This is a genomic window from Lachnoclostridium sp. MSJ-17 (genome assembly GCF_018918205.1).
Taxonomy (GTDB): domain Bacteria; phylum Bacillota; class Clostridia; order Oscillospirales; family Acutalibacteraceae; genus Ruminococcoides.
The window spans coordinates 25,717-39,698 of record NZ_JAHLQB010000052.1; the positions used below are offsets into that span (position 1 = coordinate 25,717).

Genomic DNA, 13,982 nt, shown 5'->3' on the forward strand with positions numbered 1-13,982 from the left:
AAAATCACACAGAAATGAGGAACTCAAATGAAAATGACGATTGCCTTGGCGGGCAACCCTAACAGCGGAAAAACAACACTGTTCAACGCTCTGACGGGCGCTAATCAATTTGTCGGCAACTGGCCCGGCGTTACCGTTGAGAAAAAGGAAGGCAAGCTCAAGAAGCACGGTGATGTAACCATTACCGACCTTCCGGGCATTTACTCGCTCTCTCCGTACACCATGGAAGAGGTTGTTGCGCGTAACTATCTTATTGACGAGCGTCCCGACGCGATTCTGAATATCGTTGACGGAACTAATCTGGAAAGAAACCTGTATCTTACCACGCAGCTCTGCGAGCTGGGAATCCCCGTTGTCATCGCGATAAATATGATGGACGTTGTAGAGAAAACGGGAGTAAAAATTAACACAGCAGAGCTGTCCCGCGCTTTGTGCTGCAAGGTTGTTGAGATCTCCGCGCTGAAAAACAAGGGTATTGAGCAAGCCGCAGAAGCGGCAATGAAAGCTGCCGAAAATAAAAAGCCTGTCCCAAAGCACCCGTTCGAAGGCTCGGTAGAGCACGCTATCGCGCATATTGAGGAAGCCTGCGTTCACGAGCTGCCTGAAGAACAGCAGCGCTGGTACGCGGTCAAGGTTTTTGAGCGTGACGAAAAGGTTATAGACAAGCTTGGCCTGGATGAAGCAACGCGCAGCCACGTCGAAAATGACATACAACGTGTCGAGAAAGAATATGACGACGATGCTGAGAGTATCATCACCAACGAGCGCTATGTCTGGATCGGCAAAATTATCAGCGGAGTTTATAAAAACAAGCAGAAGGGAAAGCTCTCGACCTCCGATAAAATCGACAAGGTCGTTACCAACCGTTGGCTCGGTCTGCCGATATTCATCGTTGTGATGTTTTTAGTTTACTACATAGCGATGGTCGGCGTCGGCAAAGGCGCGACCGACTGGGCAAACGACGGTTTGTTCGGTGACGGTTATCACCTAGTCGGAATCGGCGACGCGGAATATGACGAACACAGTGAGGCAGTCGGCGTACTGACAGGCGTTGCGGGAGTTGCCGGTAACGAAGCTCTTTCCGATGCGCTTGACTTTGAGAGCGAGGACTACGACGCTGACGCTGCTGTTTCCGCAGTAAATACCTTTGCAAAAAGCATAAAGGACAGCGACGAATTTACCTACGAATCCGAGGACGAGGACACGCTTGAAGTCAGTGAGGAAACTGTAACGGGTGAGGACGTCAAGTCGGCCGCCGAGATTTTTGAAAAGAACAGCGGAAAGCCCAACGACCCTGCCGAATTCGGCGTTTGGGTACCCGGTATTCCGAAGATCGTTGAGGGTTGGCTTGAAGCCGCGAACGCTCCGGAGTGGCTTTCCGGTTTGATTCTTGACGGTATTATCGGCGGCGTAGGTTCGGTGCTCGGCTTTGTTCCGCAAATGCTAGTGCTCTTTTTGCTGCTCGCGATTCTGGAAGCCTGCGGTTATATGGCGCGTATCGCCTTTGTTCTGGACCGTATTTTCCGCCGCTTCGGGCTTTCGGGAAAGAGCTTTATTCCGATTCTGATCGGAACAGGCTGCGGCATTCCCGGTATCATGGCTTCGCGCACGATCGAAAACGAGCGCGACCGCCGTATGACAATCATGACGACCACCTTTATTCCCTGCGGCGCGAAGATTCCATTTATCTCGATGATAGCAGGCGCGATTTTCGGCGGCTCACCGTGGGTAAGCACCGGCGCTTACTTCATCGGCATGGCTGCGATTATTGTCTCAGGCATCATGCTCAAAAAGACAAAGCCCTTTGCGGGGGAGCCTGCTCCGTTTGTTATGGAGCTTCCCGCATATCACCTTCCTACAATCGGCAACGTTCTCCGCTCGACGTGGGAGCGCGGCTGGTCGTTCATCAAAAAGGCGGGCACTATCATTCTGCTCTCGACGATCGTGCTCTGGTTCCTGAGCCGCTTCGGCTGGGTTGACGGCAATTTCCAAATGCTCGCTTCGGACGAAATCGGCAGCAGTATGCTCGCGGCTGTGGGCAACGCTATCAGCTGGATTTTTTCACCTCTCGGCTGGGGTAACTGGCAGGCGGCTGTGGCTTCGATCACAGGACTCATCGCAAAGGAAAACATCGTCGGCACAATGGGCGTGCTCTACGGCGGAGGAGAGCTTTCCGTATGGCAAACACTTGCAAGCGTATTTACAGGCGTTACAGGCTTCTCTTTCCTCGTATTCAATCTGCTGTGCGCTCCCTGCTTCGCGGCGATGGGCGCAATAAAACGCGAAATGAACTCCGCAAAATGGACAGCGTTTGCGATTGCCTATCAATGTGCCTTCGCTTATGCGGTTGCCCTCTGCATTAACCAGATCGGCGGCGCATTTACGGGCAACCTGAACATCATCGGACTGATCGTTTCAATCTTCTTAATTGCAGGTATGCTGTTCATGCTCTTTAAGCCTTACAAGGAAGCTGACAAGCTGACAAAGAAAGTCAAGGTGAAATAATATGTTTGATTGGATCATCGGAAATATTTGGACGATCATTATCTGCGCCGTACTGATTGGTGTTGTCGCCGCAATAATTTTCAGTATGGTAAAAAAGAAAAAGCAGGGCAAATCCGTGGTATGTAATTGCGGCAACTGTAAGGGCTGCGCTATGCAAGGCTCCTGTCATAAACACTAAGCTCTAAATAACAAAAAATCGATCGGCAAATCAACCGACTGGATGGTGCATATGCTCGGGCAGCTTGTCGGCGCTTATACGGACGCAACAAACGGTATGACCTTGGCGGCTGTCTTACTCCCGTATTACAGAATGATTATGCCTTACGGACTCAAAAAGTTCAAGCGCTTTGCAGTGGAAGTATGGGGTGTGTAGACTGATGTAGAGATTGCAAACGAAGGCATTGTCGAGGGCACGTTCATTCTCGATGGCGATTACAAGGTGCTGACTAAAGAGGAAGTCATTGATATCCTGAAACAGTGTATGTAATCATGCATAGTCTACCGCAAATCAAATAATATAAAAGCCTCCCGTACCAATCCGTAAACAAAAGAATCACAGAGAGTAAGTATTTACAGATAACGCCTTGTATAATGGTCCCTGAGCTTCTCTGACCAATGTGCCGAAACCCAAGTATTTAAGCCATTTTCGGAAATTCTGAGTAATTATGACAAAAGAAAGAGACAGTTCGAAAACTGTCTTTTTTTGTTGCACCAAGCGAAGTTAAATCCGAACTGAGTGCTGAGTTTTCTATTTCCTCCATTGTTATGGTTTTGCTGCCGTCCTTGTAGTTGAACGTAAAGACGATTTTATCATCGTAGAGATAAATCGCGTTTACGAAGCTGTCAATCAAGCGTTTTCTGTGCTCCAACTTCGTCGTATCCATTTTGCGGAAGCGGTGAAGCCAGAACAGAATTTTATCCTTGTCAATCGGCGGCTTAATAATTTCCTCCTGCGCAATACGGATTTGCAATTCCTCTTTCTGTTGTTCAAGGGATTCCAAACGCTCCTTGGTGGACGGCGTGAAGATGCCCATTTGAATGGCATTGAGCAGATTATCGATTCCCTTTTCACAGTCCTTCAACTGCTTTCGCAGCTGTGGGAGCAATGTGCTCTCCTGACCAAGATAGTTGATGATTTCATCGGCAAGGCTATCGAGCATCCTGTCATCAAATATGATCCGCTTAATCATTTCGAGCGTCAGGTTTTCGATCCAATCCTTCTTGACAGTTTTCTTATCACAGCCCTTGTGGTTTTTCACACTCACGCATTTGTAGTAGCGGTGAACTGTCTTTTTCTGTTGGCTGGTGCCACTCTCTCCAACCATGTAGCAGCCGCACTTACCGCAGTATAGCTTGGTCGTCAGCAAATACTCATCTTCCGCTTTCTTTCGGGCGGGAGCTTTTTTATTCTTGGCGAGCTTTTCCTGCACACGGTCAAACAAATCCTTTGGAACAATCGCCGGAATCACATCGGGGGTGACTATATCTTGGAACTTGTACTCACCGATATACCTCCTGTTATGGAGCATTCGCGTAAGGCTGTTGATAGAAATCTCGCCGTTTTTCTTGGTGCGCAGACCTTTCAGACGGAGATAATCCACGATCTCTTTCATCGTCATGCCCTCGTCGTATTTCTGAAATGCTTCAAGAACAATCGGCGCGGTAAGAGGGTCGATCTGAAAGTATTTATCCTCGTCAATGATATAACCAATTGGTAGCGTTCCGCCGTTGTATTTTCCTTTGAGCGCATTCTCAGTCATACCGCGCGTGACCTTTTCCGAAAGCTCGGCTGAGTAATACTCATTGTAGCTGTCAATCATCGACTCGACGATAATACCGACAGAGGAATTCATAATCGGCTCGGTCACTGAAATGAGCTTAATGTTGTTCCGCTGAAGCAGTTGCTTGTACAAAAGTGAATCCAGACGATTTCGGGCAAAGCGGTCAAACTTCCATACCAGCACCACGTCAAACATTTTCTTTTTGCTGTCCGAAATCATATGCTGAAATTCGGGACGGTTGTCCGTTTTAGCAGAAAACGCGCGGTCAATATAGGTGTTCAGAATCATAATATCATTCTTCTCGGCAAACGCCATACACTCACGAAGCTGACCTTCAATGCTTTCCTCACGCTGGTTATCGCTGGAATAACGTGCGTAAATCACACCGTTCATAAAACCACCTCCGTCCGCATTGTAGCGCGGATGGGAGGATTTGTCAAGAGATTTGATTTTGAAGAACTACAGAGAAAAAATAGTTTGAAAAGTAGCCAAAAACAGATTGCAAATGATAATTGTTTATGGTAAAATATAGGTGCTACACGAAAATTATATAGTGTTCCGAAGTGGAAGTATGTGTTTTTACAATTTGGTAAAAACGCATGCTCTATTTCCTCATACTTCCACGGTACGGAATAATTTTTGTGTAGCAACAAAGGTGAGCCATGTGTTTTTCTGCGTGGCTCATTTGGGTCACGCATTTTTATTTATTGAGGAGGAGAATTATATGAAAAAGGTCATCAGTTTTTTGTTAGTTGCTTTAACCATCATTAGTATGTTTTCATGTCAATTCTTACAGGTGTTTGCCGAAGAAGTCGAAGAACCGGAGTATTACCTTCGCGTTTTACAAAATGGAACTGCCGTTCTGTATTCATATAACGGCTACAAAGAATATTATGAAGTCCCTCAATATTATCCTGATTATCCTGATAATGAGATAATCGGTATCTGGAAGGATGCTTTTAGCGGAAATGATTCTTTAAGAAGTATTGTAATTAATTCAAATATTATTGAAATCCGCGAAAGAGCATTTAAAGATTGTGTTAACCTGAAAAATGTTGAATTAAATGCAGATCTTGATTACATTTATGAAGAAACATTTTCGGGTTGTACAAGCTTAGAAACGATTGTTTTACCTGATAGCATTAAAGAACTCGATCCTAATGCATTTGCAAACTGTTCTTCATTGAAGGAAATTTTTCTCCCAAAGAATTTGACCTACACAGGCGGAGCTTTTTCCGGTTGCAACTCACTTAAAACAGTCTATTATTCAGGCTCGGAAAGCGATTGGCAGAAAATACAGTTTACAAACAATGATTCTAACATTATGAATCAAACTAATATAATCTATAATTATACACATGAGCAAGCAATAAGCAAAAACAATAAGTATAAATTTGAAAAAATAGAACTGGGCTCTTCTCATACCGCTGCAATTAATAAAAATCACGAATTATATATGTGGGGCAGCAATAAACATGGAGAAATCGGTGATGGCTCTAGTGAAGAAATATGTACTACCCCAAAGAAAATCATGTCCAATGTAAAAGATGTTTCGGTAGGATGTCTTAATAGCGCAGCTGTTACTGAAAACGGGGATCTTTATATTTGGGGTAATATCGGAAACGGAAAAGGTGGGAAACCGGTTTTTGTTACTAGTAATGTGAAATCTGTAGTCTTATCAAATGCTACATCCGGAAGATATGCTTATATTACCACCACAAACGATTTATATGTTTGCGGCTCAAATTATTGTGGACAGGTCGGTAACGGAACAACAGAACCTGTGGAAACTCCGCAAAAAATTCTAAGTAATGTTAATAAGGTCGTTCTCCATGAGCATCAAAGCGCAGCTATCACTTGTGATGGACAATTCTATATTTGGGGAACAAATACTGGTTTTATAGTTGGAGGTCCCGATGAGGAAACGTATTTATACCCTCATAAAATGTTTGACAACGCTATCGATATTTTTCTGGGATTAAATAACACAGCAGTACTAACTAACGAAAATAGCGGTAAAATGTATATTTGGGGTAGTAATTCTCGTCATCAAATTGGTAATGGCGACTATCACTCTGTGTGTGCAAACCCTTATGCGGCTATACTATCATATACAAAGCAAATTGCGTGTGCTGATCAAACAACTATTGCTGTTGGGAAGAACGGCGATTTATGGACATGGGGAGAAAGTCGTTACGAGTATTTTGATATTAGAGATGGAGATTATTATCATCAAAAAAGCACGGAAGATGTAAAGTATTATGTTCCTACTGGTAATTTAACTAGTGGTTATTTGATTAATTATAATGATAAACTGCAATACTTCGATGGAACGAATAAAGGGTCGGTGTTGCTTGACAGTGTTAAACAAATCTGTGGAAGCAGGGTTAGTTCAAATGTAACAGCAAATAATAATTATACTGAAGGCTTTTTTGCGGCTATTGATTATGATGGCAATTTATATATGTGGGGCGAAAACAATTCTGGTGAATTAGGAAACGGAACGACGCAGTCTGCCACAAAACCCGTTAAAGTTGAATTTGAAACTGAACCGGAGCAGCCAACAGAACCAAGTACAACACCTGAGCAAACTAAAATCAGTTTTTTTGATGGAGATGAAATATCAGCTCATGTTGGCGAATCTAAAGGTGTTATGGTGATACTTGATTCGGCAAAATACGATTTTAATGATGTTAACATAACGTCTTCCAATCCTGATGTTGTTAAGATAAATAGAATCGGCATCGGAGATGGCCCCTATTTCCCGGAAGGAAATGAAAAAGTAGCGACTGTATATTTGGAATTTGTTAATGTAGGTTCTGCTGCATTATCGGTAGATATTCCTGATGGAACATCTAAATCTCTCGTAGTATTATCCATCGAACAAGAAATAACAAAACCCGGATTTACTCCTAAAACAGACGGTTGGGGATTTGTAAACGGCGAACAGGGATTTAATTATTCTTCTACATATCACATACCGGAATCTATTTATGAAGAGGTTTTTGGTAAAAGTTACACTGCTACCGCAAAAGCCAATCAAGGGGAAATATTCAATTCTATGATTGATCAATCTTGGGGCGGAAATTGTTATGGAATGAGCGTAACAGCGTGTCTGTTTTATCTTAATATGATTGAAAAAGGAGAGTACATTGATAATAACTCAAACATTAATTCTTACTATGAGGAATTGCAATATGATAATGATAGAAATGCGTTTTATACCCGTATAAATAATTCAAAAGTATCCAAACTGATTGAAAAATATCAAATATTGCAAGATGGTTCTATACGATACGATAAGGGGACATCATCAACATTTAACCTAATTGAAGGACACTATTACTTTGCAAATGAGAAAAAATATCGTGGTTGGTTCAAAAAGACTAATACATATGAACATATTCCAGAGGGAGATTATATCCAACACTTATTAAACATAGCCAACAATTTAGATGAACCGATGGTAATAGGCTTGTCAAAAGGTAGCGGTTCTTCACATGCAATGGTTCTGCGAAATGACAAAAAACCAAAGGATTTGGGAAATGGCTGGTATGCTGTATATGTCTATGACCCAAATCATCCCTATTTTAATGATGAGTTGTATTCACAATGTCATGGTGGAGTTGCATCGTATTATATCAATAAAGATTCTAATGATACTTATATTGAACTTAATCCATCTCAAAACAAGTGGAGATATCACGGATCCTTAAATTCAAATTCTGAAAACAGTTACTGGGGATGTGATAGCCAAGGAAATATCATAATGTGTAGTTACGGTGAAGAAGATGGCGTGGTAACTTATGCCCCAAGTATTATTTCCTTTTTTAGTATAAGCAATTGCAATTTTCCGTTAGAATTTAACGGCACAGAACCATGGACACTACCTGAAAGCGGAAAAACAATAGTATATCTATCATCAGACTCAACATTGAAGATAAAATCAAAAGACGGAGATTTATTATCTGAAATTGTGAACGGAATCCCGATTGACGGGGTAGATGATATGGATTTTTATCCGAATTATCATACATCTACAAATGGTTCAATTTCAAGTATTGGAAAGTTGATTCTGCCCTTTACGAATTTCAAAGTTGAATATACTTCTGGCAGTGATATCACCGTGGTAGACAATAATAGTGCCATTAATCTATCAAGTGAAAAAGAAGCTGTGATTAATGTGAATATGGATAGCAATGAGGTTCAGTTTTTTGGAAATGCAAATTCTGATGTTGTTGCTCAGATTACAGAAGTTTTGGGTTCAGATGAATATACTTCTGTAGTAATAGATGGTGATATTTCTCGAGATGATACGGTTTCAGTTTCTTTGCAAGATTCAAATCTAAATATTGATAACCAAATCCAATCCGATAGCACATTATCAATTACAACCGACAACGAAACGGAACCTGAAGAAAAGACAATCATGACTCTTACCAATGACAAAAATAAAGGAGAGTCGATAATTGAAGATGTACGTAAAGATAATATTGTATTAAGCGGTACCACCGGCGACTGCACATGGAAACTTACTGATGACGGTGTGCTGACAATCAGCGGTAATGGAGCGATGGGAGATTATAACAATTGGAGTAATCATGCTCCGTGGGGACAGAGTATTACAGATGTAAAAATTGACAACGGCGTTACGAGTATTGGTGATTGCGCCTTTTATAATTGCACTATTTTGACTAGCATAACAATTCCTGACAGCATTACGAGTATCGGTGGTGCCGCGTTTTACGGCTGTACAGGGCTAAATGGCGTATATATTAGCGATGTTGCCGCTTGGTGTCAAATCAGTTTTTCGAATCAAACCGGCAATCCGCTGGGTTATGCTCATAATCTGTACATTAACAACGAACTTGTTACAGATTTGGAAATACCCGATAGCGTGACAAACATAGGTTATCTTGCGTTTTTCGGCTGTTATCCCTTAAAAAGTGTAACGATTCCTAGCAGCGTGACGAACATCGGCGATGATGCGTTTCAAGGCTGCTCTGCCTTGACCGGAGTGTATATTAGTGATATTTCCGCTTGGTGTCGGATAAAATTTAATGATTCTTTAAGCAACCCGCTTTTATTTGCAAGAAAATTGTATATAAACAATAATCTTGTTACAAAACTAGTGATTCCCCAAGGCGTGACGAGTATCGGCAATCACGTATTTTCTAATTGCACGGCCTTGACAAACATTACCATCCCCAAAAGCGTGATAAGTATTGGTGATATGGCATTTAATAACTGCACCGGTTTGACAAGTGTCACCATTCCCGACAGCGTGACGAATATCGGTGAATGCGCGTTTGAATACTGCACCAACTTGACAAGCATCGCCTTTCCTGACAGTGTGACAAGTATAGGAGGTTCTGCGTTTAAAAGTTGCACTGGATTAACAAGCATCACCTTTCCTGACAGTGTGACAAGTATAGGTGGTTCTGCGTTTAGAAGTTGCACTGGATTAACAAGCATCACCATCCCCGAAAGCGTGACGAGTATCAGATATTCTACGTTTGAGAACTGTACTAGATTGGAAAGCGTCAGCATTCCAGACAGTGTGACGAGTATCGAAAGCCATGCATTTACCGGTACGGCATGGTACAATAATCAACCCGACGGATTGGTTTATGCTGGTAAAGTTGCATATCACTACAAGGGAACAATTCCAAATACAGTTGTGTTGCAAAACGGAACAAAAGGTATTGCTGGACTCGCGTTTTCTAGTTGCACGGCCTTAACAAGCATTACCATCCCCGAAAGCGTTATAAGTATTGGCGATATGGCATTTTATAGCTGTACAGGTTTGACAAGTGTCACCATTCCCGACAGCGTAACGAGCATCGGCGATACTGCCTTTGAAAATTGCAGCAGTGATTTTACAATCTATGGATATCGTGGTTCTTATGCTCAAACTTTTGCAAAAAAATACGGATATATTTTTGTAGAGTTAGATAATGAGACTGAAAGCAGCGGGATTACTGGCGACTGCATTTGGAAACTCACTGAGGATGGTGTGCTGACAATCAGCGGTAACGGCCCAATGGGGGATTACGCATGGAATGATGAATTGCCTTGGGGAACTAGCATCAAAAAAGTGGTTGTTCAAAGCGGAGTGACAACTATTGGGTCTCATGCATTCTATAAATGCTCAGATTTATCCGAAGTTTTCTTGCCCAACACGCTATCCGAAATAAAAAGTTCTGCTTTCCGATGGTGCAGTAATCTAGTTTGTACAGAGTTACCTGAGGGATTAACTGTAATTAAAGACAATGCTTTTCGCGACTGTTCAAGATTAACTGAAATTGTTATCCCAAGTTCTGTTAATTACATTGAAGAATTATCATTTACAAATTGCGAAAAATTGAGTACTTTTTACGTATCGTCTAATAATCCTTACTTCTGTAGTTGTGATGGGCTATTGTACAATAAATCTTCTTCAGAACTGTTGTATTGCCCTACTGCAAAAACTACCGTTACGATTCCAGAAGGAGTAAAAAAGATTTCACGTTTTGCTTTCCATGAAAGTAAAATATGTTCTGTTGTTCTTCCTGATTCGTTAGATACTATTGACTATTGCAGTTTTAGAGATTGTAAATACTTGCAGAATATAAAGTTTCCAAACTCAATTACTTACATAGATGGTTATGCGTTTGCTGGCTGCGCTGGCTTGACAAGTGTCACCATCTCCGACAGCGTGACGAGTATAGGCAAAAATGCGTTTTCAAACTGCAGCAGTGACTTAATAATTTATGGATATAGTGGTTCTTATGCACAAACTTATGCAAATAATAACGGATTAGTGTTTGTAGAGTTGAATAATGTGACTGAATGTAGCGGGATTACCGGCGACTGCACATGGAAACTCACTGAGGACGGCGTGCTGACAATCAGCGGAAATGGAAGAATGGGAGATTATTCTTTTGAAAATGTAGCTCCGTGGGGAACTGGTGTAAAAAAAATAATAATCAATGATGGAGTAAGCAATATTGGAAAATGTGCATTCTGTAAATGCACTCAGTTAACAGATGTTTCTATTCCTGATAGTGTCGAAAGTATTGATTATTCTGCATTTCGTTTGTGTGATAAGCTAGTTAACGTTGCTTTACCGAAAAATCTAAAAAGTATTGGTGACTATTCATTTGCTTGGTGCGAAAGTATAAAAAGCATTACTTTTTCTAACGAATTAGTTAGTATAGGGTATATGGCTTTTCGAGCATGCAGTGAGCTTACAGAAATATCAATTCCAAGCAATGTAATATACATCGAAGGAGGTGCTTTCGCTTGGTGCATAAATCTGTCATGCATCAATGTTGAATCTGGTAATAACAAATATGATAGCAGAAATAATTGCAATGCAATAATTGAAACAAAAACAAATAAAATAATTCAAAGCTGCAATTCAACTATCATACCAAATGGCATTGAATGTATAGGTGACTGTGCCTTTTTGGGTTGTAGTAAACTTGATAAAATAACTATTCCAGATAGTGTAACTGTCATCGGTGAATCTGCGTTTCACAGCTGCTTAGGCTTGAAAAAAATAGTAATTCCAAGCACTGTGGTAACATTAGGTGGTTGGTCATTTGCGTACTGCACATATTTAACAGAAATTGAAATCCCCAAGAGCGTAACCAGTATAGGCGATGATGCGTTCTACGCGAGTCAAAAAATCAATATTTATGGAAATGTAGATTCATACGCGCAATTGTATGCAAATATGTATAGCATTCCATTCATTGAAATCAAAGACACTCCATTTTTAGCAGGCGACACAAACCTTGATGGAAAAATCTCTATTAGTGATGTAACAGAAATCCAAAAATATCTTGCGGAGATAATTGACTTTTCAGACGAACAGCTTCTTTTAGCTGACACTAACGGCGACGGAATTATCAGTATTTCCGATGCTACACATCTGCAAAAGTATCTTGCCGAATTTGATGGCATCGTATTGGGAAAACAATCTGCATAAACTCGATTTAAATCAGGGCATCTGAGTTTTCGGGTGCCCTGAAAAACATCTGGACTTTCCAAACAACCTGTGGTATGTTGTTGTGCTTGGAAAGGCAGGTGAGCACGATGACCACACTTGAAAATCTCTACTACGGCAATATCGCTCCGCACGAATATGAAGTCGTGCGCGGCAGCGAGTATGACATTGCTGCAAAGCTGGTAATTCGCCACGAGCAGGAATTATCTGCAACGTTGACGGAGCAGCAAAACGCCATACTTCAAAAAATCAAAGATAACCACACTGAGCTTATGAACCTCGGCGAGCGCGATGCGTTTGTCCGGGGTTTCTCTTTGGCTGTCAGGCTGATGGTTGACGCGATGAGCAGCGAAAAAACCTAACGCGCCCTGTTTCGCCCTGCATCGCGTGAAACATAAAATCGGGTAAGTACCCGACCTTGCTCTACAAACCCCACACAGGCGATTTGTCGCGGTTTGTGGGCGCAGAAAAACACCGTCTGACGTAATGTCGGGCGGTGCTGCTGTTTAGTCCAGTTCGTGGATGATATTCAAGAAATCATCGTCAGAGATTTCGTCATTCAACCACTGTTGTTTTGCTTGTTGCGCTTTTTCGAGCCAGTTGAAATAATCGTCCCATTTCATCCGTATATCTTTGACGTAATGTGCTGCTGTACGCTTGGCGCGCTGATAATTTCGTTCAACAGCCATGTCATAATCTTCAAACCCAAATAATGTTGACTGCAGCTCAGCACGCTTCTTCGGACCGATCTCACTGCACGTCTTCTTGCTGTCAGGCTGAATCCTGTCGCAGTAGAGCGTTTTCTTTTTCGTTTTGGCAACAAACAGATCTCCACAGTTCTGACAAAGACAAATATTCGGATTCAACTGAATCAGGTTCAGCAGAAGAAAGTTGAGATAATTTGCGGCGGAATCAAAGATGTAGCACTTCGTCAACCCCAAATCAGACTCCGTCTGCTTTTTCTTGTTGATGTAGTAGGTTTCCTGAAAAGTGTTGTCTAAAAGCTGCTTGTCAATTTCCAATATTCGCTTTGGTTTTTCCTCAAGCGGACACGGTAGCTCTGCGTAAATATTCGTCAGCACTTTTACGTTCTGAAAAGCTGCGCCGCAATCACGATAAATCTTTCTCTGCAAATCAATCGCTTTCTCATACCCTCTCCTGTCATCGGGAGAGGGCTTTTCTATTTTGGAGAGTTCCGCGTTAAGCAACAGACCGAGAATAGTGTTGATAGACCGAAATATTTTTACAACTTGCAGATTCTGTGTGAAGATACGTTCCGCTCTTGCAGGAGAATACCGTTTTTCAATAACCGGTTCCTGATTGACATAGCTAAGCGCAATCTGAATTGCGTCGCTGTCTGTGCTGATAAGCGAAATCAATTCTTTCGCAAAGCTGCTCTTATATAACTTTTTAAAATTTTCACCATCACAATAAATCAAACCGAATTTCTGCTTTTTTCCGGGGACAAGGTATAATCCTTTTTTAATAATCAAAAAGACCGCATCCAATCTGGCTGTCAGGGATGGAACTTTGCAAAAATCGCAAGTTTCATCGCTGATATATTTATGTCTGAAAATCCGTTACAATTATATCATGATAATTATCAAAAGCCAATAGCTAAAGGCAAGACAATTGAATAATCCTATCCGAGTGAGAGATATATCCGGAGCCGTAGTTATGCGATGACCGGAAGCGAGCGAACA

General features: G+C 41.7%; 6 protein-coding genes and 1 pseudogene. 5 read left to right on the forward strand and 2 right to left on the reverse strand.

Annotated features, from left to right (window positions below; genetic code table 11):
* The first annotated feature begins 27 nt into the window (after positions 1–27).
* The 3 genes and pseudogenes from feoB to KQI64_RS10685 form a co-directional block, all read left to right on the forward strand.
* Positions 28–2,505 carry a ferrous iron transporter B gene (gene feoB / locus KQI64_RS04610; RefSeq protein ID WP_216523557.1) on the forward strand — a complete coding sequence of 826 codons (2,478 nt, stop codon included), beginning with the start codon at positions 28–30 and terminating at the stop codon, positions 2,503–2,505.
* 1 nt (position 2,506) lies between these two features.
* Positions 2,507–2,683, forward strand: a complete 177-nt coding sequence (locus tag KQI64_RS04615; RefSeq protein ID WP_216523558.1) for a FeoB-associated Cys-rich membrane protein — start codon at positions 2,507–2,509, stop codon at positions 2,681–2,683.
* 24 nt (positions 2,684–2,707) lie between these two features.
* Positions 2,708–2,992 (forward strand): annotated as a pseudogene (locus KQI64_RS10685) (iron-containing alcohol dehydrogenase); the annotation flags it as partial.
* Positions 2,993–3,140: 148 nt separating this feature from the next.
* Here KQI64_RS10685 and KQI64_RS04625 read toward each other — a convergent pair.
* Positions 3,141–4,679, reverse strand: a complete 1,539-nt coding sequence (locus KQI64_RS04625; RefSeq protein ID WP_216523560.1) for a recombinase family protein — start codon at positions 4,677–4,679, stop codon at positions 3,141–3,143.
* A gap of 331 nt (positions 4,680–5,010) precedes the next feature.
* On the opposite strand from KQI64_RS04625, the gene KQI64_RS04630 reads away from it, so the two are divergent.
* On the forward strand, positions 5,011–12,261 hold the full coding sequence (locus KQI64_RS04630; protein WP_216523561.1) for a leucine-rich repeat protein: 7,251 nt from the start codon (positions 5,011–5,013) through the stop codon (positions 12,259–12,261).
* Positions 12,262–12,368: 107 nt separating this feature from the next.
* A complete protein-coding gene (locus KQI64_RS04635; RefSeq protein ID WP_216523562.1) occupies positions 12,369–12,641 on the forward strand; it encodes a DUF6809 family protein in 273 nt (90 codons plus the stop codon).
* A gap of 144 nt (positions 12,642–12,785) precedes the next feature.
* Here the strand turns inward: KQI64_RS04635 and KQI64_RS04640 are convergent, their stop codons facing one another.
* Complete coding sequence (locus KQI64_RS04640) at positions 12,786–13,658, reverse strand: DUF6076 domain-containing protein (protein ID WP_216523563.1); 873 nt, start codon at positions 13,656–13,658, stop codon at positions 12,786–12,788.
* Between the last annotated feature and the right edge of the window lie 324 nt (positions 13,659–13,982).

Excerpts from the sequence above, each read along its gene's own strand:
- KQI64_RS04630 (WP_216523561.1), top strand. The coding sequence starts at position 5,011 with ATGAAAAAGGTCATCAGTTTTTTGTTAGTTGCTTTAACCATCATTAGT.
- KQI64_RS04625 (WP_216523560.1), bottom strand. The coding sequence starts at position 4,679 with ATGAACGGTGTGATTTACGCACGTTATTCCAGCGATAACCAGCGTGAG.
- KQI64_RS04615 (WP_216523558.1), top strand. The coding sequence starts at position 2,507 with ATGTTTGATTGGATCATCGGAAATATTTGGACGATCATTATCTGCGCC.
- KQI64_RS04635 (WP_216523562.1), top strand. The coding sequence starts at position 12,369 with ATGACCACACTTGAAAATCTCTACTACGGCAATATCGCTCCGCACGAA.
- feoB (WP_216523557.1), top strand. The coding sequence starts at position 28 with ATGAAAATGACGATTGCCTTGGCGGGCAACCCTAACAGCGGAAAAACA.